Origin of the sequence: Streptomyces sp. NBC_01288 (assembly GCF_035982055.1) — a bacterium.
GTDB lineage: Bacteria > Actinomycetota > Actinomycetes > Streptomycetales > Streptomycetaceae > Streptomyces.
In genome coordinates, this window is record NZ_CP108427.1 from 9,022,076 (window position 1) to 9,044,433 (window position 22,358).

The 22,358-nt window shown below is 69.9% G+C and carries 20 protein-coding genes; 6 read left to right on the forward strand and 14 right to left on the reverse strand.

The annotated features are described in order from the left end of the window. Positions 1–14: 14 nt before the first annotated feature. From OG194_RS40550 to OG194_RS40560, 3 genes are all read right to left on the reverse strand, one after another. Positions 15–1,907 (reverse strand): phospholipase C, encoded by a 1,893-nt coding sequence (locus tag OG194_RS40550; protein WP_327405700.1) that lies wholly within the window; start codon positions 1,905–1,907, stop codon positions 15–17. A 173-nt stretch (positions 1,908–2,080) separates the two neighbouring features. Then, on the reverse strand, positions 2,081–3,301 hold the full coding sequence (gene efeB, locus OG194_RS40555; RefSeq protein ID WP_327405701.1) for an iron uptake transporter deferrochelatase/peroxidase subunit: 1,221 nt from the start codon (positions 3,299–3,301) through the stop codon (positions 2,081–2,083). Beyond that, positions 3,298–4,587, reverse strand: a complete 1,290-nt coding sequence (locus tag OG194_RS40560) for an EfeM/EfeO family lipoprotein (RefSeq protein ID WP_327405702.1) — start codon at positions 4,585–4,587, stop codon at positions 3,298–3,300. The genes efeB and OG194_RS40560 overlap by 4 nt, the downstream gene beginning before the upstream one ends. Positions 4,588–5,375: 788 nt before the next feature. Here OG194_RS40560 and OG194_RS40565 point away from each other — a divergent pair. Further along, on the forward strand, positions 5,376–5,603 hold the full coding sequence (locus tag OG194_RS40565) for a hypothetical protein (RefSeq protein WP_327405703.1): 228 nt from the start codon (positions 5,376–5,378) through the stop codon (positions 5,601–5,603). A 489-nt stretch (positions 5,604–6,092) separates the two neighbouring features. On the opposite strand, the gene rocD is transcribed toward OG194_RS40565, so the two are convergent. From rocD to OG194_RS40580, 3 genes are all read right to left on the reverse strand, one after another. Further along, positions 6,093–7,319, reverse strand: a complete 1,227-nt coding sequence (gene rocD / locus OG194_RS40570; protein ID WP_327405704.1) for an ornithine--oxo-acid transaminase — start codon at positions 7,317–7,319, stop codon at positions 6,093–6,095. Next, positions 7,316–8,128, reverse strand: coding sequence for a dimethylargininase (ddaH, locus tag OG194_RS40575; RefSeq protein WP_327405705.1), 813 nt, complete (start codon positions 8,126–8,128; stop codon positions 7,316–7,318). Before ddaH ends, rocD begins: the two co-directional genes overlap by 4 nt. Positions 8,129–8,251: 123 nt before the next feature. Further along, positions 8,252–8,755, reverse strand: coding sequence for an Lrp/AsnC family transcriptional regulator (locus tag OG194_RS40580; RefSeq protein ID WP_327405706.1), 504 nt, complete (start codon positions 8,753–8,755; stop codon positions 8,252–8,254). A gap of 77 nt (positions 8,756–8,832) precedes the next feature. On the opposite strand from OG194_RS40580, the gene OG194_RS40585 reads away from it, so the two are divergent. The 4 genes from OG194_RS40585 (at position 8,833) to OG194_RS40600 (ending at position 12,935) form a co-directional block, all read left to right on the forward strand. Next, entirely contained in the window at positions 8,833–9,582 is a 750-nt protein-coding gene (locus OG194_RS40585; RefSeq protein WP_327405707.1) for a LytR/AlgR family response regulator transcription factor, read from the forward strand. A 2-nt stretch (positions 9,583–9,584) separates the two neighbouring features. Then, entirely contained in the window at positions 9,585–9,944 is a 360-nt protein-coding gene (locus tag OG194_RS40590) for a hypothetical protein (protein WP_327405708.1), read from the forward strand. Between the two features lie 5 nt (positions 9,945–9,949). After that, on the forward strand, positions 9,950–11,662 hold the full coding sequence (locus tag OG194_RS40595; protein WP_327405709.1) for a sodium/solute symporter: 1,713 nt from the start codon (positions 9,950–9,952) through the stop codon (positions 11,660–11,662). Positions 11,663–11,729: 67 nt separating this feature from the next. Beyond that, positions 11,730–12,935: a sensor histidine kinase gene (locus OG194_RS40600; protein WP_327405710.1), complete on the forward strand. Its 1,206-nt coding sequence runs from the start codon at positions 11,730–11,732 to the stop codon at positions 12,933–12,935. Positions 12,936–12,941: 6 nt separating this feature from the next. Here the strand turns inward: OG194_RS40600 and OG194_RS40605 are convergent, their stop codons facing one another. The 7 genes from OG194_RS40605 to OG194_RS40635 form a co-directional block, all read right to left on the reverse strand. Continuing rightward, positions 12,942–13,100 carry a hypothetical protein gene (locus tag OG194_RS40605; protein ID WP_019070924.1) on the reverse strand — a complete coding sequence of 53 codons (159 nt, stop codon included), beginning with the start codon at positions 13,098–13,100 and terminating at the stop codon, positions 12,942–12,944. Positions 13,101–13,113: 13 nt separating this feature from the next. Continuing rightward, positions 13,114–14,955 (reverse strand): serine/threonine-protein kinase, encoded by a 1,842-nt coding sequence (locus tag OG194_RS40610; RefSeq protein WP_327405711.1) that lies wholly within the window; start codon positions 14,953–14,955, stop codon positions 13,114–13,116. Positions 14,956–14,980: 25 nt separating this feature from the next. After that, positions 14,981–16,282 (reverse strand): PASTA domain-containing protein, encoded by a 1,302-nt coding sequence (locus OG194_RS40615; protein WP_327405712.1) that lies wholly within the window; start codon positions 16,280–16,282, stop codon positions 14,981–14,983. A 116-nt stretch (positions 16,283–16,398) separates the two neighbouring features. Beyond that, positions 16,399–17,349 carry a cytochrome c oxidase assembly protein gene (locus OG194_RS40620; protein WP_327405713.1) on the reverse strand — a complete coding sequence of 317 codons (951 nt, stop codon included), beginning with the start codon at positions 17,347–17,349 and terminating at the stop codon, positions 16,399–16,401. Positions 17,350–17,535: 186 nt separating this feature from the next. Then, a complete protein-coding gene (locus OG194_RS40625) occupies positions 17,536–18,561 on the reverse strand; it encodes a 6-phosphofructokinase (RefSeq protein ID WP_019059555.1) in 1,026 nt (341 codons plus the stop codon). Positions 18,562–18,763: 202 nt separating this feature from the next. Next, positions 18,764–19,492, reverse strand: coding sequence for a type 1 glutamine amidotransferase (locus OG194_RS40630; RefSeq protein ID WP_327405714.1), 729 nt, complete (start codon positions 19,490–19,492; stop codon positions 18,764–18,766). Between the two features lie 21 nt (positions 19,493–19,513). Continuing rightward, complete coding sequence (locus OG194_RS40635; protein WP_327405715.1) at positions 19,514–20,752, reverse strand: Mur ligase family protein; 1,239 nt, start codon at positions 20,750–20,752, stop codon at positions 19,514–19,516. A gap of 154 nt (positions 20,753–20,906) precedes the next feature. Here OG194_RS40635 and def point away from each other — a divergent pair, with 154 nt between their 5' ends. After that, complete coding sequence (def, locus tag OG194_RS40640; protein ID WP_327405716.1) at positions 20,907–21,452, forward strand: peptide deformylase; 546 nt, start codon at positions 20,907–20,909, stop codon at positions 21,450–21,452. A gap of 132 nt (positions 21,453–21,584) precedes the next feature. Here the strand turns inward: def and OG194_RS40645 are convergent, their stop codons facing one another. Next, positions 21,585–22,229, reverse strand: a complete 645-nt coding sequence (locus OG194_RS40645) for a TetR family transcriptional regulator (RefSeq protein WP_019070916.1) — start codon at positions 22,227–22,229, stop codon at positions 21,585–21,587. Between the last annotated feature and the right edge of the window lie 129 nt (positions 22,230–22,358).

Consider the following 22,358-nt stretch of genomic DNA (forward strand, 5'->3'; position numbering starts at 1 on the left):
TCAACGAAACGGGGTCACATGGACGCCGTCATACCCTTGGCGCGCGACCGGCGCCGGTACAGCGCGAAGGCCGTGGTCGCGCCGACCGCGGTGACCAGACCGGCTCCTACGGCGACCGGCAGGGCCGTGGAGGACGTCGAGCTGCTGTCGGCGACGTTCTGCGCCTTCAGGTCCTGGACGTACGCCGGATACGGGGCCTTCGTGGCCGTCGACGACGTCTGCGTGTAGTGCGGGATCCGCTTGACCGACTTCACCGAACCATTCGAATTCAGCAGCACCTGCTTGTTGTTGGGGTGCCGGAAGTCGAACATGCCGCCCAGGGTGCCGGCCCGCTGGTCGAAGGACGCGTCACCGATGCGGCCGGTGTGCCAGTTGTCCTCGATGAACTGCGTGATCGACGCTTGCTCGGTCGCGGTGTGGTCGATCTTGTTGACCTTGCTGTACGGCGAGATGACCAGCAGCGGCTGCCGGGTACCGGGCCCGCAGCGGTCCGCGTAACCGCCCTTGGCGGCCGGACCCGCCTGGCAGGCCGGGCTGTCCGTGGCCTTGCTGTTGGAGCCGACGGTCGAGTCCTTCGAGCCGTTCAGCACCTTCGAGGAGACGTGGTCGTACCAGCCGTCGGAGTCGTCGTAGGCGAGGACGACCGCCGTCGACTTCCACTCGGGCGACTTCTGAAGGGCGTTGATCTCCTTGATCTGGAAGTTCTGCTCGTCGGTCGGGTCGGAGTAACCGGCGTGCCCGTCCTGGTACTCGGCCGCCTTCAGGAAGCTCACCGCGGGAAGGTTGTTGGCCTTCAGCGCGGCGTCGAAGTCGGTCAGGTCGTAGTTGTGGTTCGCCCGGCCGTTGTGGCCGATCTCGGCGACGGACTTCGGTGCCAAGTGGTGAGGATTCGCCGTCGACTTGTAGTACTCGAACGGCTCGTGGTGCGCGCTGTAGTCCTCCGACGCGGCGCCACCGACGTTGGTGTGGGTGGTGCCGGCGCACTGCGCGTAGTCACCGCTCTTGCCGTCCCACGCGGTGCTGGGCCGGAAGCCGCCCTGGAACCAACCCCAGCTCACGTTCTTGGAGTTGAGCAGGTCGCCGATGTTCTTGCCCTGCATCTCCGCGAGCGCGCTGGTCGCGGTGTGGTCCTTGTCCGAGCAGTCGTCGAAGGCCGGGTCGGGGTCGTTGATGACCGTGCCGACGCCCTTGGCGTTCGGGGAGACCACGGCGTACGAGTCCGGGGTCGACGTCTGCTTCGGGTTCTCGGTGCCCGAAGCCGGGTCGACGGAGATCACACCGTGCGTCTGACCCGATATCAGGTTCAGGGCGCCGGGCGTCGAGGGACCGTAATTCGAGCTGAACGAACGGTCGTTGAGGGCGTACTGCTGGGCGTAGTTCCACATGCCCGTGACGGTGTTGCCGTCGTAGTAGTCCATCACCAGGCCCGGCTCACCGAAGAGGCCGGTGCACTTGTTGACCTCGGTGTTCTCGACGTACTTGTCGGCCTTGCCGCCGTCGGCCGCGTACTGCTCGGGGCCGTAGGAGTGGTTCTGGTCGCAGGTCATCGCCTGCGAACTGCTCAGCCGCGTCGGCGTGTAGAGGTTCGGGTTCTTCTTCAGCAGCCCGGCGTTGAGCAGGTTGTCGGCCTTCGGTGTGTGCGCGGCGGCCTTGAACTTGGTGCCGTCGGTGTTCGCGGCCTTGGGGTAGGTGGCGAAGTAGTGGTCGAACGAGATGTTCTCGTCGTAGATCACGACCACGTGCTTGATCGGCGTCGACGTGTGCGTGCTGCCCGAGGGCTGGTGGCCGTGCGAGGCCGCCGACGCGGGGACGGCCCCGCCCGCGGTGGCCAGGGCCGCGGCGCCGAGCAGGGCGCCCACACGCGTCAACCGGCGCCGTGCACCGGGGTTTCTTCCTTTGCCGATCATGCTGTCTCGCCTTCCGGGAGCAGTGGTTCTGCTGCCACACCGTCCATGGCCGTGGCACCTACCGCCGTAGCCTGGGCAATGGTGACGGCGGGGCGGGGGAGTGGCAATGAAGCGGGAGCGAACGCCCGGTCAGGAAATTCTCATGGTCTGTTGGCCTGTTCTTGACCCTGCACTCAGGTCAGCAGGGTGCGGCCCAGCCAGTCGGACGTGTCCCGCACCCCGGGCAGCGCGAAGAAGTAGCCGCCGCCGTGCGGCGAGATGTAGTCGACCAGCGGTTCACCGGCCAGCCGCTTCTGCACGTTCTCGAACTGCCGGGCCAGGTCCTGCTGGTAGCAGCAGAACAGCAGCCCCATGTCGAGGTTGCCGTTGCTGTCCATGCCCCGGTCGTAGTTGTAGCCGCGACGCAGGATGCGCTGATCGGCACTCTGCGTGGAGCGCGGGTTGGCGAGCCGGATGTGGCTGTCGAGGGGGATCACATCGCCCTGCGGGTCCTGAGCGAAGTTGGGCGTGTCCTTCTCGTGGTGTCCGTCCAGCGGGGCGCCGGTGTCCCGGGCGCGGCCGAACATCCGCTCCTGCTCGGTGATGGAGACCCGGTCCCAGAACTCCACCAACATCCGTATCAGCCGAACGACTTGATAGCTGCCGCCGGTCGCCCAGTCCGGCTCGCCACTGCTCCTGCCCACCCACACAAGGTCGTTCATCGCACGGGCGTCGGTCACCTCGGGGTTGGAGATGCCGTCCTTGAACCCCATGTGGTTGCGCGGGGTGCCCGACGGGCGCGGCGGACTGATGAACCCGTCCGTCCGCCACCGCACTTGGAGCCCGCCGCGCGTGTGCCGGGTGACATCGCGCAGCGCGTGCAGCACGGTGTCCGAGCTGTCCGCGCAGAACTGCACGCTCAGATCGCCGTGACACCAGGCGGAGTCGAGATCGTCGTCCGGGAACGACGGCATCGCGGTCAACCGGCGCGGCGTGAGCTTCGCGAGCCCGTAGCGGTCGTCGAAGAGGGACGCCCCGACGCCGACCGTGACGCTCAGCCGGTCGGCCGGGAGGTCCGGGCCGAGCGTGCCGGAGTCGGAGGGCGGGGCGGTGATGCCGAGGTCCTCCGGGCTGCCGCCGGTGGTGAGGAAGCGGGCCCGGTCGGTCAACGTCCGGAGCAGTTCGGTGAGTTCGGTCCGGTCCTCGGCGGTGGTGTCGAAGGAGACGAACGCCGTGGCGCGCTGCGCCGGGGTGACGATCCCGGCCTGATGGACCCCGTGGAAGGGCACGGTGGCGGCCGGCGTCTGCCCGGCAGCCGCGGCGGCACCACGATCGGCGGCGACAAGACCGCCACCGGCCACGGCCGCCGCGCTCGCCAGGAAACCCCGGCGGCCCACCTCGTTCACGCGCTTCACGCGGTCCTCCGTACGTCCGTGAGGGCGGCCACGTCGGCCAGCCGCTCGACCAGTCCACCGAGGTCGGCGTCGACCTTCTCCCGCTGCGGACGCGAGAGTTGGGAGAGGGGCGTCCACTTCCCGGAGCGGTCGAGGCCGTCCAGGGTGCGCTGGGCCCGGTCCATCCAGTCGCCGAGTTCGGTGAATCCCGCGTCCCGGGTCTTCAGCAGCGGCCGCAGATACCCGAGCAGTGCGCGGGTGCCGTCGAGGTTGGCGCGGGCGGTGGCCAGGTTGGTGCCGCTGCCGTAGTCGGTGCGGCCGGTCAGCTCGAACTGCACGGTGTTCTCCAGGATCTCGTGCGCACGCAGACCGGTGTCGGCCGGATCCATCCGCTGGGAGGGCCAACTGCTCTCCAACGCGTGGACGTCCTTGGCGAGTTGATCGGCGGGACCACGCAGCCCGCTCGCCGACTCACCGTGCCACAGCCCGTACTCGACCCGGTGGAACCCGGTGAACCCGGCGTCGTGCACCCCGCCCGCGAGTCCGGCCGTGGTGCCGTTGATCGCCCCGTCGGAGTCACCGAACGTGCCGTAGGCGGCGCCCATCCGCTCGTAGACGAGATGCGCGGGCAGCCACGCCTTACGGGCGGCGCCGAGATCGCCTCGCTCGACGGCGGCACGCAACACATCGGTCTTCTGGGCGAGTTCGACGGTCCGGGCTTGAATCCACTTCTGGTAGGCGAGCGTTGGCGGGATGAGTTCCTGCTGCGTGATCGGCACGGCGGCAGGTCCGCTCTTCACCTTGGAGCCGGTGATCCGCACGGTGGGCCCGGTCACGGCGTCGGCGTCGTCGGGCAGACACCTGAAGGCGTACGAACCGTTCCCGAGGGTCACCCCGAGCGGCCGGACCGTCCCCGGCGCCAGCCCCTCGACCTCGCCGTAGACGGCACCGGTCTTCACGTCGGTGAGATACACCTCGGCCGCGGTGCTGGACGTGTTGTGCAGCTCGAAGACCTGGTGACCGGCCTGCGGATGCGTCCAGCCGCTGCCGCACCCGGAGGTCGCGACCTCGACGGTGGTGCGCGGGAGCCCGCCGGCGGCAGCGGCGGCCTTTCCGTCCGATCCGGACCCGCGAGCCGCGAGCACTCCGGCTCCCACGGCCGCTACGGCGACCAGGGCACCGGCCGCGAGCAGTGCGGTGCGGCGACGGTGGCCACCACGGGGTTCGGGCGTGGGCGAGGTCAGCGCCGAGGCCGGCGTCGGACCGGGCTCGGCATCGGCTTCGGCGCCGCGCGCGGTTTCGGGCACGCCGGGCCTCCAGTGGGGAGTCGTACGAAAGATGGCGGTGCCAGCGATCTTATGAGTGCGCTACGGCCCGCGCCGCGTCCCTTGACCCTGTTCTGACCGGAGGGCGGGCGAGAATTCGCCCGGGGTTCACCGAACGGTCGGTGCCCGCCACGGTGGGGTGGGTGGGGGTGCACGGTGGGCTACGGCTTTGGGGTGCGGGTCGGTGAGGGGCGGGGTCTGCGGTGGGCGGCGTCCGCACTGGGCGACCTCGGTCATCAGGTGTGTCTGGGGGCCGGAGGGGTCGATCGGCGACGCGGGGTTTAGGTGAGGGAAGAGGGGGCGGTGCGGGGGTGTCCGGGGGAGGGGGGAAGGGGGGCGATGCGGGCGCGGCCGAACCGGCTGCGCCGCGTGCTGGGGCGACCGGCCGGAGGCATCGCCATGAGACGAGGCTGGTGCCTGTTGCAGCTGTTGTAGGTGTGGCACGGGCGTGGTCACGCGGCTCGGCGCCGTGTCCCTCACCCCGAACTGGCCCGGATTCAGGACCTGGCCGGTGGAACGCGGCGACGCCCGGCAAAGCAGCGGTACGACCACGCCTCGCTGCGGCGCGCCTCCCCGTGGGCCGAGCCCCGCCGACGACGAGCAGCCGTTTCCGCCGCCGGGCCGAACGGGTGGCGGAGCCGGGGGCCCGGGAACAACCCGGGCCCGTTCGGCGCTGCTCCTGATACCTCGCCGGGTACTCAGGGAAGGTCGTGGAGGAGATGAATCGGTCAGGGCAGGAGCCGCTCCCGCCGTCAGGTGAAGCACCGTTGGTGACCACCTGCGGGCGACAGGTCGCGGTAAGGCGACTGCTGTTGGCGATCCCCGAACGCCCGATCAGCCGGGTCACCCTCGACGTGGGTCCGGTCGTGCGCGGCGAGCCCGGACTCTGGGCCTCCCTCACCGTGGCCGAGGCCCGCGACCTGGCCCGCCGCCTCCTCGCCCAGGCAGCCCTGGCCGACAGCGGCACTCCCGGGGAGCAGAGCGTGGCGGTCAAGTAACCCCCGCTGACCGGGAGGTGCGGGCGTGTGTGCGTGGCTGGACTGATCCCCGCGCGCCGGTTCGGCCAGATCCGACTCCGGCGCCGGTCCTCCGGTGGAGCAGAGCCAGGCGGGCAAGTAGGCCTTGCCGACCGGGAGTTACGCGTATTCATGTGGGCCTGGTTGGACCGACCGCTGTGCGCCGGTTCGGCCAGGCCCGACTCCGGCGCCGGACCTCCTGCGGAGCAGACCGGCACCGGTCCTCCCCTGGAGCAGGGCGAGGCGGACAAGTAGCGTTTGCCGACTGGAAGTTGCGGGCGTCCATGTGTGCCTGGCCGGACCGATCCTCGTGCGCTGATCCAGCCAGCCCCGACTCCGGCACTCCCGCGGAGCAGAGCGCAGCAGCCAACTAGCCGCCGTCCCCCAGGAGTTACCCCCTCCCTACGGGCCTGGCTGGACCGACCACCCCCCCGTCCGGCGATCCAGCCAGCCCTCACACCTCACGCAGGATTACACCCCCTGCGTCAGCACCTTCTCCAACGCCCCTACAGCAGCCCGGAGTTCGTCCGCCGTAATGGTCAGCGGCGGCGCCAGCCGGATCGTCGAGCCGTGGGTGTCCTTGGCCAGCACGCCCTCGCGCATGAGGCGTTCGCTGATCTCGCGCCCTGTGCCGATCGCCGGGTCGACGTCGACGCCCGCCCACAGGCCCCGCGCGCGGAAACCGACCACGCCCTTGCCGACCAGCTCGGTCAGGCCGTCCCGCAGGACCACGCCCAACTCCGTCGCCCTGCGCTGGAATTCGCCGGTCTCCAGCAGCTCGACGACCGCCGTGCCGACCGCCGCGGCGAGTGGGTTGCCGCCGAACGTCGAACCGTGCTCGCCCGGGTGCAGTACCCCCAGTACCTCCCGGCGCGCGACGACCGCCGACACCGGCACGATGCCACCGCCGAGCGCCTTGCCGAGCAGCAGGACGTCCGGGACGACACCCTCGTGCTCCACGGCCAGCGTGCGGCCCGTGCGGCCCAGCCCCGACTGGATCTCGTCCGCGATGAACAAGCAGCCCTTGCGGAGGGTGAGTTCACGCACACCGGCCAGGTAACCCGCGTCCGGGATGATCACCCCGGCCTCGCCCTGGATGGGCTCGATCAGGACCGCCGCCGTGGTCTCGTCGACCGCCGCCTCCAACGCGGCCAGGTCGTTGTACGGCACGATCCGGAAGCCCGGTGTGAAGGGGCCGAAGCCCGCCCGTGCCGTCTCGTCCGTGGAGAAGCTGACGATCGTCGTCGTACGGCCGTGGAAGTTCTCCGCCGCGACGACGATGGTCGCCCGGTCGGCCGGGACGCCCTTCACGTCGTAGGCCCATTTGCGGGCCACCTTGATGCCGCTCTCGACCGCCTCCGCGCCGGTGTTCATCGGCAGCACCATGTCGAGCCCGGTCAACTCCGCGAGCCGCTCGGCGAATTCGGCGAGCTTGTCGTTGTGGAAGGCGCGGGAGGTGAGGGTGAGCTGGTCGAGCTGGCGGTGGGCGGCCTCGATCAACACCGGGTTCCGGTGGCCGAAGTTGAGGGCCGAGTAGCCCGCGAGCATGTCGAGGTAGCGGCGGCCCTCGACGTCCTCCACCCAGGTGCCCTCGGCGCGGGCGACGACCACGGGCAGCGGGTGGTAGTTGTGCGCGAGGACCGGCTCCTCGGCGCGGATGAGGTCGGCGGACGTACGGGCACTGGCGGGTGCGGTCATGATCGGATCTCCTGGGTGCAGCACTTGATGCCGCCGCCGGCCTTGTGGAACTCCGACAGGTCGACGGGGACGGGGACGTAACCGTGGTCGGCGAGGCGCGAGGCCAGTGCCTCGGCCTGGGGCGCGATGAAGACGTGCAGGCCGTCCGACACGGAGTTGAGGCCGAACGTCATCGCGTCCTCACGGGTCGCGAGCACCGCGTCGGGGAACAGTCGCGCCAGCACCTCGCGGCTGCCCGGCGAGAACGCCTCCGGGTAGTAGCAGACGTTGTCGTCGTCCAGGACGAACAGCGCCGTGTCCAGGTGGTAGAAGTACGGGTCCACCAGCGTCAGGCTGATCACCGGTACGCCGAAGAACTCCTGCACCTCGCGATGGGCCTCGCGGGTCGTACGGAACCCGGTGCCGGCCAGGACGTAACGGCCGGTCGGGATCAGGTCACCCTCGCCCTCGCTGATCGACTCGGGGCGGTGGACGTCGTAGCCCGCCGCCTTGAACCACATGTCGTAGTGGTCGGACTCGGGGCGTCGCTGCGGCGCGTGGAAGAGGGAGCCGAAGACGCGGCCGTCGACGACGACCGCCGAGTTCGCGGCGAAGACCATGTCCGGGAGACCGGCCACCGGCGCCACCGTGTCGACGGTGTGGCCGTGCGAGCGGTAGGCGTCGATCAGCGTCCGCCACTGCTCCTGGGCGAGATCGACGTCCACCTGGGTGTCCGGATGCATCCAGGGGTTGATCGCGTACTGCACGGCGAAGTGTCTGGGTTCGCAGACGAGAAAGCGCCGCCGGCGCCGCACACGGGTGTCAGGCACAGAGGGGTCCCTCCGCTTCCTGTGATGACGACTGGGGTTGACACCACGGTAGAAAGAGACCAATACGCGCGACAAGCGATGAAGGCTGCGTGTCTGCGCAGGAATGCTGCGTCTTTGACAGCGTCAGCGCAGGTCTGATGCGTCGTCCGGTGCGGGGTGGGTGGCCCCGGCCTCCGGGCTTTCCGGGAGGAGGTGGGACAGCACCATGACGCTGATCGTCTTCCGGATGAACGGCTCCTGCCGGATGCGCTCCAGCACCGCCTCGAAGTGCACCACATCGGTCGCCCGTACATGCAGCAGCGCGTCCGCGCCCCCGGTCACCGTCATCGCCGCGGTGATCTCCGGATGGTTGCGCACCACCTCCGCGAGCCGCCTGGGGGGCGCGGCGCCCTCGCAGTACACCTCCACGTACGCCTCCGTGCGCCAGCCGAGCGCGGACGGCTGCACGGTCGCCGTGAACCCGGTGATCACACCCGTCTCCCGCAGCCGGTCCACGCGCCGCTTCACCGCCGTCGCGGACAGCCCGATCGCCCCGCCGATCTCGGCGAAACTGGTCCTGGCGTTCGCCATCAACGCGGTGATGATCTTTCGGTCGAGTTCGTCGAACGGGGTGGTCCTGCTGTTCATGTCGGCACTGTATCCAGCGCGAACGTCCACGCCGGGTACATGTCCAGGCGTACGAATTACTCCTACACTCCACCTTCATGCTGCGCGCCCTCGCCGTCGACGACGAACGCCCCTCGCTGGAGGAGTTGCTCTACCTGCTCAACGCCGATCCACGCATCGGCAGCGCGGAGGGCGCGGGCGACGCGACCGAGGCGCTGCGCCGTATCAACAGGGCCCTGGAATCAGGCCCGGACGGCCCGGAAGCCATCGATGTCGTGTTCCTCGACATCCAGATGCCCGGCCTCGACGGCCTCGACATGGCACGGCTGTTGACGGGATTCGCGCAGCCGCCGCTCGTCGTGTTCGTCACCGCGCACGAGGACTTCGCCGTACAGGCCTTCGATCTCAAGGCAGTTGACTACGTGCTGAAACCCGTCCGCAAGGAACGGCTCGCCGAGGCCGTGCGCCGGGCGGCCGAACTCGGCGGCTCCGCACCGCGGATACCCGTGCACGAACCCGACCCCGACCACATCGCCGTCGAACTCGGCGGCGTCACCCGCTTCGTGGCCGTCGACGACATCACCCACGTCGAGGCACAGGGCGACTACGCCCGCCTGTACACCGACCGGGGCAGCCACCTCGTCCGCATCCCGGTGTCCACCCTGGAGGACCGCTGGCGCGCCCGCGGCTTCGTCCGCATCCACCGCCGCCACCTCGTCGCCCTGCGCCACATCGGCGAACTCCGCCTGGACGCGGGCACGGTGAGCGTTCTCGTGGGCGGCGAGGAACTCCAGGTCAGCCGCCGCCACACCCGCGAACTGCGCGACCTGCTGATGCGGAGGTCCTGACGGTGCCTCAGGACCCCACCGAACGCAGGGTTGTCGTCACCGCCCCGCCCCGCCGCACCCGCCGTGCCTCCGGCTACTCCCGCCCCCGCACCGAGATCGACGAACAGACCACCCTCGGCCACACCTACGTCCGCTCCCTCATGCGCACCCAACTCCGCGCCGCCCTCACGGTGTTCGCGGTCCTCGTCCTCCTGGTCGGCCCCCTGCCCCTCGTCTTCGCGGCCACCCCGGACTCCCACCGCCTCGAATGGCTGATCCTCGGCTTCTGCCTCTACGCCCCGCTCGTCCTCCTCGCCCTCTGGTACGTGCGCCGCGCCGAACGCAACGAACGCGACTTCGTCCGCCTCGTCGAGGACCGCTGAGCCGGGTGAACTCCAGTTACGCGGTACCGGCGGTCGCCCTCGTCGTCGTGGTCACGGTCCTTGTCGGCGCCTTCGGCCTGCGCATCTCCCGCACCACGTCCGACTTCTACGTCGCCTCCCGCACCGTCGGCCCCCGCCTCAACGCGGCCGCCATCAGCGGCGAATACCTCTCCGCGGCCTCGTTCCTGGGCATCGCCGGCCTGGTCCTCGTGCAGGGCCCCGACATGCTCTGGTACCCGGTCGGCTACACGGCCGGATACCTGGTCCTCCTGCTGTTCGTCGCCGCCCCGCTGCGCCGCTCCGGCGCCTACACCCTCCCCGACTTCGCCGAGGCCCGCCTCGCCTCGCACGCGGTACGACGCCTCGCGGGAGCCTTCGTCGTCGGCGTCGGCTGGCTGTACCTGCTGCCCCAACTCCAGGGCGCAGGACTCACGTTGACCGTCCTCACCGGCGCACCCGACTCGCTCGGCGGACTGATCGTGGCCGTCGTCGTGGTCGCCACCGTCGCGGCCGGCGGCATGCGCAGCATCACCTTCGTGCAGGCCTTCCAGTACTGGCTGAAGCTCACCGCGCTGCTCGTCCCCGCCCTCTTCCTGATCCTCGCCTGGCAGAGCGACGGAGCACCCCGGCACGCCTTCGAGGAACCGGCGACGTTCCGCGAACAACGGGCAGTTCGGGTCGACGAGACACTCGACCTCAGGCTCGACCGCCCCCTCACGGTCACGGTGACCGGCAAGGTCGACGGCCACACCCACGACGCCGCGAAGCTCCAACTCCCCGCCGGCACCCACCACATCGAGCGCGGCACCCGCCTCACCTTCGCCAAGGGCGCCCCCGTCCCCGTCGCCGACCGCGGCACCAACGGCGGCATGTCGACCTCTCTCGCCGCGAGCCGCGAGGAACGCCCGCTGTACGCGACGTACGGCCTCATCCTCGCCACCTTCCTCGGCACCATGGGCCTGCCGCACGTCGTCGTCCGCTTCTACACCAGCCCGCACGGAGTCGCCGCCCGCCGCACCACGGTCGCCGTCCTCGGCCTGATCGGCGCCTTCTACCTCCTCCCGCCCGTCTACGGCGCCCTCGGCCGCCTGTACACCCCCGAACTCACCCTCACCGGCGACGCCGACGCGGCCGTCCTCCTGCTGCCCGACCGCATGATCGGCGGCGTCGGCGGCGACCTGCTCGGCGCGCTGGTCGCGGGCGGCGCCTTCGCCGCGTTCCTGTCCACCGCCTCCGGGCTGACCATGGCCGTCGCCGGGGTCCTCACCCAGGACGTCCTCCCGTCGCGCGGAGTACGGCACTTCAGGCTCGGCACGGTCCTCGCCATGGCCGTACCGCTGGTGGCGAGCGTCCTCGTCGGCGGGCTGCCCGTCGCCGACGCCGTGGGGCTCGCGTTCGCCGTGTCGGCGTCCTCCTTCTGCCCGTTGCTGGTCCTCGGCATCTGGTGGACGCGGCTCACCCCGCCCGGTGCGGCGGCCGGGATGCTGGTGGGCGGCGGGTCGGCGTTCGTCGCCGTGGCCGCGACCATGGCGGGCTTCCCCGGCACGGGCCCGCTGCACGCCCTGCTCGCCTGGCCCGCGCTCTGGTCGGTGCCGCTGGGGTTCCTCACCATGGTGCTGGTGTCCCTGGCCACCCCGGGCCGGGTGCCGACGGGAACGGCGGCGATCCTGGCGCGGTTCCATCTGCCGGAGGAACTGCGGGCGGAGGTGAAGGCATGACGGAGTCCGGGCGCGGCTTCGGCGCCGCCGTGGGTGGATCGCCCAACTGCCTTGCGGAGGAGGCCACATGAGCGGATTCCTGGCCGGCCTCTGCGTCGCAATACTACCGTTGCTCGCCGCCGGGTTCTGGCTCGGCCGCCGCACCGCACGCCCCGAGAGCCTCGGCGGGCTCGGCACCCCGGTCGAGCACGCCACCTTCCAGACCCTGCACACCGCGTCCCTCGCCGCGCCCCCGCTGCGCGCCGGCCTCACCGAGGAGACGGCCCGCCGCTCCGCCCGGAGACTGCGGACACTGCTCGGCACCGACGCGCTGTGCCTGACCGACCAGAAGCAGGTCCTCGCCTGGGACGGCGTCGGCGACCATCACCGGACCGAGATCATGGAACGGCTCGCGGGCCCCCTGGAGACCGGCCGGGGCGAGGCGTTCCGGCTCACCTGCGACGCCCCCGACTGCCCGTTGCGCTGGGCGGTGGTCGCCCCGCTCACCGTCGACGACCGGGTCCACGGCGCCCTGGTCGCCTGCGCACCGCGCGAGTCGGCCGTCCTCGTCCGGGCCGCCGGAGAGGTGGCCCGCTGGGTCTCCGTACAACTTGAGTTGGCGGATCTGGACCAGTCCCGCACCCGCCTGATCGAGGCCGAGATCAAGGCACTTCGGGCCCAGATCTCCCCGCACTTCATCTTCAACTCGCTCGCGGTGATCGCGTCCTTCGTCCGCACCGACCCCGAACGCGCTCGCGAACTGCTCCTGGAGTTCGCCGACTTCACCCGCTACTCGTTCCGCAGGCACGGCGACTTCACCACCCTCGCCGACGAACTCCATGCCATCGACCACTACTTGGCGCTCGTCCGCGCCCGCTTCGGTGAGCGACTCTCGGTCACCCTACAGATCGCCCCCGAGGTACTCCCGGTCGCGCTCCCGTTCCTCTGCCTGCAACCGCTCGTCGAGAACGCCGTCAAGCACGGCCTGGAGGGCAAGGCCGACAAGAGCCGCATCAGCATCACCGCGCAGGACGCGGGCGCCGAGGCACTCGTCGTCATCGAGGACGACGGCGCCGGCATGGACCCCGACCTGCTCCGCCGCATCCTGGCAGGCGAGGTCAGCCCCTCGGGCGGCATCGGCCTGTCCAACGTCGACGACCGGCTCCGCCAGGTCTACGGCGACGACTACGGCCTCGTCATCGAGACCGCCGTAGGAGCGGGCATGAAGATCACCGCCCGGCTGCCGAAGTACCAGCCGGGCGTGCACTCGGCGAGCCGGCGGAGTGAGCCGTAGCGGGCGTCAGGTGCTGCGCGTGGCCACCATCCCGAGGGTGATCAGCCCGAGCACGACCCAGCCGAACCACAGCCAGCCGTTACTCCCGAGCGCCACCGTGTAGGCCGTCACCACCACCAGACCGCCGACGGTGATGACCCCCATGGTCTTCGTGGAACCGGGCATCGCAACACCCTCCTCATGGTTCGTCCCCCTCCATGGTGCCCCCGTTCTGCCTCCGAACGGCGCACACGACGAAATGTGTGCCCGACTTCCACGGTCCCTGACTCGTCCAGGAGGCCGCCTCGTACACCGACGGACCGAAGCCGTAGTCGGCCGGCGGGACGTCCCGGGCACACGCGGCGTCCGATTCCGTACGCGCCTGGGGCAGCGTGACGCCGGCGCCCAACCGGGTGAACCCGAGGACTTCCTGATCATGCTTGCCGGTGCAGGAGACCAGGCTCGCGGCCCGGTCGGACGGCACGGCCAGACAGTCCCCCTTCTGCATGGTCGACGTGTCCGCGAACGCGGACCCGAGGGCGCGACGACTGCCCAGCGGCCCGTAGACCGGCCCGTGCGCGCCCAGCACCAGACACGCGGTGCGATGCCCGGCGGCCTCGAAACCGGCGTCGGTCGGTACGACGGCGAGCGCCCGCACATCCGCGAGTTTCCCTCTCATCTCCTGTGTCCGCTGCGCACACCGGTCCGCCCCGACCTTGTGCGCCTCGCCCGCGGACGCGCTGGAGACCAACGCCATCACCTGCCCGTCGGGCACCGAGTTCCGACAGGTGGAGTCGACGGCGAGCCTCGGCGTCCCCTCGAACCGCTTCCCACCGGGCCAGTCGGCGGTGACACAGTCGCCGTCCTTGAGCGGCGCGGAGAGCCCGACGGTGCTGCCGTACGGCGAACTGTCCTTCTTCGTGCTCGTGTTGTCGCCGGACGACTGATGGGCCATCGCGTACCAGACACCGCCCAGGGCGAGGGCGAGCCCGAGCAGGCCCGCGAGGGCGGCCTGGCGGAGCCGGGGGCGCGAGCGGCGGCGTCGGCCACCGGGAGAGTGCGAGGGAGGCGGCCCGGTGATGAACGGCTCCGCCTGGCCCTCCCACGGCGACCGCGAACCCAGGTCGGTCTGGGTCCGGGCATACGATCCCGCCTCTGCCCCCGGGTCCGTCCGCGGCGCCACGATCCGCGACAGCTCGGCCTCGGCCTCCGCCGCCGGAATCCGCCGTAGCGGATCCTTCTCCAGCATCGCGTGGAGCACCGGGGCCAGGGCGCCCGCGCGGACCGGGGGGAGCGGGTCCTCCATGACCACCGCGGTGATCTCCGCGAGCGGGGTCTCGCGGACGAAGGGGCCGTGGCCCTCGACGGCGTGGTAGAGCGTGCAGCCCAGCGAGAACAGGTCGGCCGCGGCGGTCGGCGGCCCGCCCGTGGCCCGTTCCGGCGCCAGATAGCCCGCCGTACCGACGAGCACGGACGTCAGCGTGTACCGCGTCTCCCCGGCGTCCGGCTGCACCGAGATGCCGTAGTCGGTGAGCAGGACGCGGGCGTACGGCGAACCGGTGCGGTCCGGCGCGAGCAGGATGTTCGCCGGTTTCACGTCCCGGTGCATCACGCCCCGCCGGTGCCCGGCGGTGAGCGCGTCGAGTACGGCGAGCCCGATGCGGGCGCACTCCGCGGGGGCCAGGGAGCCGTACCGGCCGACCATGTCGCGCAGGTCCACGGCGTCCGCCACGTACTCCATGACGATCCAGGGCAGTCCCTCGTGCTCCAGCACGTCATGGACGGTTACCACATGTGGATGCCCGCGCAGCCCCGCCGCGTTCCGTGCCTCGGCCCGGGCACGCGCGACCCGGGCCTCCCGTTCGGCGTCGGCGTAGGCCGGGTTGCTGAACACGATCTCCTTGAGCGCGACTTCACAGGCCAGCCGCTGGTCATGTGCGAGCCACACATGTCCCATCCCGCCACTGCCCAGGCGGTTCAGCAGGAGGTAACGGCCGGCGATGACCCGGCCCACTCCCGAGGTCGGCGATCCCTGTGGCATCCGGACTCCTCCTTCCGGGTCCGCGTCACGTCTCGGTCGTGGTGGCGGAGACGGTGGTGGTGGGCGTGCCGGTCGTCACGGAGGCGCCTGCGGTGACGGGTGCGCTGCTGGTGGTCACGGGAGCGCTCGTCAACGGGGCGCTGCTGGTGACCGGTGCGCTCGTCGACGGCGAGTGGGACACCACCGAGGGCGAACCGGTCGTAGGCGAACCGCTCGACGGCGGTGGGTCGGACGGCGGCTCGCTCGTGGGTGAGGACGGTGGTGGCGACGAAGGCGGTGACGAGGACGTGGGTGGTGCTGGTGCGGACGTCGAGGGCGGTGCCGTGGAGGTCGGCGGAGCAAGCGTCGGCCCGGAGGGCGTCGGGCCCGGGGGAGTGGAAGCAGCGCCGCCACTCGTCCCACCGGCCACGCTCACCATCACGTACTCCCCGAACCGCAGCTCGGTCCCGGCCGGCGGATCGGACGCCGTGACCTGCGCGTCGTCGGCCGGCAGCGCACTCCCGCCGTAGCCCACGGCCAGCCCCCCGCTCACCAGTTGCCGTCGCGCCGCCCCGAATGTCATCCCCGCGAGGTCGGGCACAGCGTGCTGCTGCCGGGTGTCGAAGGTGGTGTCGTGCTTGCCCGTCGTACCGACCGGACGCGTGATGCCGGTGTCGGGATCGTCGACGTCGACGAGAGCGAGCCCCTCCATCCTCCGCGGCGCCGGACGCACGGCCACGACCGAGGACGCGCGATATCCGTTCCACTTCTTGTTGCCGTCCGCGAACTTGACGGAAATACGGCTCGCGTCGCCCTTGAAGGGACGCAGTGGATTTCCGCACGAGCACTTCGCGGCGGGTTCCCCCTGCTCGTCGACGAGAATCGCGATTCCCGCCTGGAGAAGGGAGTTGTAGGGCGTGGCCTTTCCCTCTTTGTAGTCGTGGTTCTGTACGAGAGTGTCGTGACGCAGGAGTACGGGTGTGAGTCGATCCAGATAGCCCGGAATCTGATCCGTGGCGATACCCAGTACGCCCGACCAGGCAACGGCCTTCGGGCGATTCGCGGGATCGGTCAGGAACCTCTTGAGCTTCGCCACGTCACAGACGGTCGGTTTCTTGGTACCCCCGTACAGCCCAGGCGTGTCCCCCTGCTGCAAGCTGCCCCGCACGGGCATCGAGCGCACTGCGGCGTCCTGTCCCAGTCCCTGTTTCTCGTCGAAGAAAGGCGCGAGCGACGGAACTCCGGCGGCGACCGCCTGTACGGCGAACGAATGTGCGCCCCTGCCGCATCCCCCCAGTCCACTCATGACCAGGGCGCAGACGATCAGCACGGCGATCCTGCGGATCACCGAAATTCCGGTCCTTTGCACAACAGCGCGAAATGTCATTACCGCTCCCCCCGGTGGCGGTTCCCCCATCGCGCTTATGCTACTGAACGAAATTTCCGTTCAGTTGCCGCATGTGTTCAATTGCTTCGTGTGTTCAATGAGGCCAAATAGGCGTTGTACGCCGCAAGTTCCTTGTCGCCGTCCCGGTCGGCGGCCCGGTCCTGGCGCTTGGCCTGGCGCTGTTCCGAGCTGTACCACTGGAACAGCAGGGCGATCAGCACCAGCACGGACGGCACCTCGCTGAACGCCCAGGCGATACCGCCGGCCGCGTTCTGATCGGAGAGCGCGTCGATGCCGAGCGAGGCGGGCGGGTTCTTGAACGTCTGGACCATCGGCTCCGACGCCATCATCAACGCGATGCCGAAGAACGCGTGGAACGGCATCCCGGCGAAAAGCTCCAGCATGCGCATCAGATAACCGGGCCGACTCGGCCCCGGGTCCACACCCATGATCGGCCAGAAGAACACCACACCCACGGCGAGGAAGTGCACCATCATCGCGATGTGCCCGGTCTTCGACCCCATCAGGAAATCGAAGATCGGCGTGAAGTACAGCGCGTACAGGCTCGCGATGAACAGCGGGATGGTGAACGCCGGATGCGTGATGATCTTCATGTACCGGCTGTGCAGGAACATCAACAGCAGCTCACGGGGCCCCTTGTGACCCCGGGCCGCCGGGGGCAGTGCACGCAGGGCCAGGGTGACCGGAGCGCCGAGCAGCAGCAGGATCGGCGTCAACATGCTGATGACCATGTGCTGCACCATGTGCACGCTGAACATGACCATGCCGTAGTCGTTGAGCTTGGTGCACATCACCAGCCCGATGGTCAGCACACCGATGACGAAGGAGATCGTCCGCCCCACCGGCCACGAGTCCCCCCGCCGCCGCAACCGCACGACCCCCCACCCATACAGCCCGAGCCCGAGCAGGCAGGCGGTCAGGAAGAACGGGTCGGCCGACCACTCAAGCCCCCGCGCAAAGGTGAACGGCGGCAGATCCATGGTCATACCGTGCCCGCCGTGATCCATCGAACGGCTCCTGATTCGTGGGGGTGTGCGTCATCTGTCCGCAGACAGACTAGAACTGTCCCCACCCGAGCATGTGACCGGGGCCAGCGAAACTCCCTAGGGGCGCGGGGCTGTGACATCTGCGGCTCCGCCGCGTGGGCGCGACCAGCCCCCACGGCCCGCACTCGACGAACTACCTGAGAACGCTCAGAGCACGCACTCAGCCTCTTCATACCGATCAGCAGGCACGGTCTTCAGAGTCTCCACCGCATCCGCCAACGACACCATCACAATGTCGGTCCCCCGAAGCGCGGTCATCTTCCCGAACTCCCCCCGATGCGCGGCCTCCACCGCATGCCACCCAAACCGAGTGGCAAGCACCCGGTCGTACGCGGTCGGAGTACCCCCACGCTGCACATGCCCGAGAATCACCGGCCGCGCTTCCTTGCCGAGCCGTTCCTCCAGCTCGATGGACAGCTGCCGTGCGATCCCCGCGAAACGCTCGTGCCCGTAGACGTCCTTCTTGCCCTCGTCGAAGTCCATGGACCCCGCACGGGGCTTGGCGCCCTCCGCAGCGACCACTATCGCGAACCTCTTGCCCGCTTCGAAGCGTTCGCCGACCCGAGCCGCCAACTCCTCGATGTCGAAGGGCCGTTCAGGTACGACGATGGCGTGCGCGCCGGCCGCCATGCCGGAGTGGAGCGCGATCCAGCCGGTGTGGCGGCCCATGACCTCCACGACGAGGACGCGCTGGTGGGACTCGGCGGTGGTCTTGAGCCGGTCGAGCGCCTCGGTCGCGACACCGACGGCCGTGTCGAAGCCGAAGGTGACGTCCGTGACCGCGATGTCGTTGTCGATGGTCTTGGGGACGCCGACGACCGGGAGACCGGCGTCGTACATCAGCTTGGCCGCCTTGAGCGTGCCCTCGCCGCCGATCGGGATGATCGCGTCGAGGCCGAGTTCCTCGACATGGCCCCGGGCCCGCTCGACACCGTCCCGGAGCTGGGAGGGCTGGACGCGGGAGGAGCCGAGGATGGTGCCGCCGCGAGCGAGGATGCCGCTCACCGCGTCCAGGTCGAGCTTGAGGTAGTCGCACTCCAGGAGGCCTTTCCAGCCGTCCCGGAAGCCGATGACCTCGTCGCCGTGGTCGACGACGGCGCGGTGCACGACGGACCGGATGACGGCGTTCAGGCCGGGGCAGTCGCCGCCGGACGTGAGGACACCAATGCGCATAACCCGAAAGAACCTTCTCGACGTGGACCGGGACCGGACCACGTTGTCCGGTATGAACCCCGCCACCCTAGCGGCAGAAGGGGGCGGGGTCGTAGCGTGCGTCCGCCTGCTGGACGACCCCGCTCACCTGCGCGGACGAGCCGTCAGACGGGCTGGTTGCCGGTATCCGACGAGGAGATGGACACCCGCCCTCGGACCTGGTTCAGGCAGGTTGCTGAGCTGCGCTGATGCGCTCGTTGCGGAGCGCCTCGTACCAGCGGTCGTCGATCGGCGGCAGCGCGTTCACATCGAGGGCCAGCTTCAGCAGCAGGTCCGCGATCAGCGGGTTGCGGGCGAGCACGGGCCCGTGCATGTACGTACCGAACACCGTGTCGTTGTACGCGCCCTCCGTGCCGTCGCCCGTGCCGTTGCCCTTGCCGAGCCGCACCTGGGCGAACGGGCGGGCGGTGGGGCCGAGATGGGTGACGCCCTGGTGGTTCTCGAAGCCGGTCAGCTGGGGCAGGCCCAGGCGGGCGTCGATGTCGCCGAGGACGTCACCGACGCACCGCTCGCCCTCGCCGCGCGTCGATACCACGTCGAGCAGGCCGAGGCCGGGCTCGCGCTGGCCGAGGTCGTTGATGAACTCGTGGCCGAGGATCTGGTAGCCGGCGCACACCGAGAAGACGATCGCGCCGTTGCCGACCGCCCGGTGCAGGCCGCCGTCACGGCGCAGGCGCTCCGCCGCGAGGCGCTGCGGGCGGTCCTCGCCGCCGCCGATGAGGTAGATGTCGCCCGAGGTCGGGATGGGCTGGTCGCTGCGCACGTCCATCCGGGCCACGTCGAGGCCGCGCTGCCGTGCCCGGCGTTCCACGACAAGGGCGTTGCCCTGGTCGCCGTAGGTGCTCAGCAGGTCCGGGTAGATCCACACCAGACGCAGCTGGTTGTCGCTCATGGTCAATTCGTCCTCTGAGTCTCAGTTGCCGACGCGGCGGCGCAGGTCCTGGAACGCGGTGTAGTTCGCGATGACCTCGATCCGGCCGGGCGGCGCCTGCTGCACGGCCTGGTCGAGGTTGTCGCAGACCTGGAAGTGCTGGTTGGCCACTTCCAGGCGGACCGCGAGGTCCAGCTTGCGGTCGCCCACGACGAAGATGGGGTGGCCGGTCAGTCGGGTGTAGTCGACGTCCCAGAGCCACGAGGTGTCGGTGCCGTCGGCGCCGCGCGCGTTCACCGAGAGGATCACCGGGGTCGGCGGCGGATCGATCAGGCTGAACGTTTCGAGCCAGCCCGCCGGGTTCTTCGCCAGCAGCAGGCGCAGGTCGCGCTGCATGAACTGGACGACGTCATAGCGTCCGGCGACGGCCTGCACCCGGTACATGCGCTCCAGGGCGACCTGCGGCGGCACCCCGAAGACGGCGGCGACCGCGGCGGAGGACGCGGCGTTGGCCTTGTTGGCGCGCCCCGGCAGCTGAAGATGGATCGGCCAGGCGGAGCCGTGCGGATCGAGAACATGATCCCCGGACAGCGCCCAACTCGGCGTCGGCCGACGGAATCCGCACTCGCCGCAGAACCAGTCGTCGCCCGGCCGCTGCATCACGCCACCGCAGGACGGGCAGGACCAGGCGTCGTCCTTCCACATCTGTCCGGCGGCGACCCAGATCACGTTGGGGGAGGAGGAAGCGGCCCACACGACCAACGGGTCGTCGGCATTGGCGACGACGACGGCCTTCGAACCGGCAAGCCCCTCACGCCAGTTCTCCGCGAGCATGCGGGTCTCGGCCGCGCGGTCCAACTGGTCGCGGGAGAGGTTGAGCAGGGCGATGCACTTGGGGTCGGTGTCACGGGCGACGCCGGCGAGGTACTTCTCGTCGACCTCGATGACACCGAACTTGGCGTCCGAGCCACCGGCCAGCGCCGAGGTGATGCCGGCGGGCATGTTGGCGCCGAGCGCGTTCGAGACGACCTCACCGGCGGCCCCGAGGGCCTCGGCGATCAAACGCGTCGTCGTGGTCTTGCCGTTGGTGGCCGAGACGAGCGTCACGTCCAGGTTCTGTGCGAGCCGGGCGAGCAGGTCGGGGTCGAGTTTGAGTGCCACTCGGCCGCCGATCACCGATCCGCTGCCCCGCCCCGCAGCACGCGATGCCGCCGCGACCGCCTTGCCCGCCGTCACGGCCAGCTTGGCCCGCGGCGTGAGCGGGTCCGAGTTGCCTGCCATCAGTTCTCGATCCTCCTTGCGTACGCGCCGCGCCTCTGCCTCCGGCAACGTGGTGTGGACCTCAGCCTATCGAGATCCTTATCGGTGCCCGAACCGCGGCACCGCGAACCCCTCGCGGCGGGCGTGCGCCGTAGAGAACCGTACCCTTGCGCCCATGCGATACGGCTCCATCCCGGGCGCCCACGGGCGAGTCCGTCCCCTCACCCTGCTCGGCGACCCCCTCCTGCATGCCCCGTGCGAGGAGGTCACGAACTTCGGCCCCGAACTCGCCCGCCTCGTAGAGGACTTGTTCGCGACGATGTACGCGGCCCAGGGGGTGGGCCTCGCCGCGAACCAAGTAGGCGAGTCCCTAAGGGTGTTCGTCTACGACTGCCCCGACGACGAGGACACCCGCCACCTCGGCCATGTGGTCAACCCACGCCTGGTGGAGACGGACGGTGTGGTGTTGAGAGGCCCGGAGGGCTGCCTTTCCCTACCGGGCCTGGAGGCGGGGACGGAGCGCTACGACCATGCCGTGATCGAGGGCTTCACGGTGACCGGGGACCCGATCACCGTGCACGGCACGGGTTGGTTCGCTCGCTGCCTTCAACACGAGCACGACCACGTGGAGGGCCGGGTATACGCGGACCACCTGACGGGCTGGCGCCAAAAACGCTTGACGCGACAGGTGGCTCGGGCTTCTTGGCACCGGCGGGGATGACGCTTTTAGGCGCGCGACCACCTCTCGGCACCGGTGCGGCGAGGCTTTTTAGGGCCGCGGACCTGTCTCGATCTGCGGCTCCGCCGCGCGGGCGCGACCAGCCCCCACGCACTCGCAGCCGACATACGACCCCTAAAACCCCGGCCCACCGACCTTGTCCCCGGCGGCAGCCAACCGCCCCCACAACAGATCGGCCAGACTCCGCACCAACTCAGCCCGGGAACAAGGCCGTTCACCCAGCCACCAGTCCCCGGCCGCGTGCATCATCCCGACAATCCCATGCCCCCACACCCGAGCCAGCTGCTGACTGTTGGGCCCGAGATCCACCCGCTCCTCGATGACCTGAGCCAACTCCTCGCCCATACGCCGGAGCAGCGGAACAGAGTGATTCCCGGTGTCGAACCCCTGATCCGCAGTCTGCCCACCCTCCACGGGATGCATCAGGAACCGATACACCTGAGGAAGAGCCTCGATCGCGGCAAGGTACGTGTCGAGCGTGGCCTCAACCCGCTCCCGACGCTCAGCGGGCGCATCCAACGCCGCCCGCAACGAAGACAACAGGGCATCCGTATGCCGCTTGGCAAGGGCCGCGTACAGTCCACCCTTGTCCCCGAAGTGCCGGTACAGAATCGGCTTCGTAATACCCGCTTCCGCGGCGATCGCGTTCATCGAGGCCTGCGGACCATCACGCAGCACCACTCTGTCCGCGGCCTCCAACAACTCGCGCCGTCGGCGGTCGGCGGACCTCTGCTGATCGGTCCGCTGCGTGGTGTCCATGATCTCTCCCCACCCGTGCTGAATCGGTGACGCCTGCGCAAACTAACACTCAATAGCCCCAACGCCTCGAACGGGCTGCCGAGTGGTCATCGGGAGTTGACTTTTCCTACCCGTCGGTAACAGACTCTG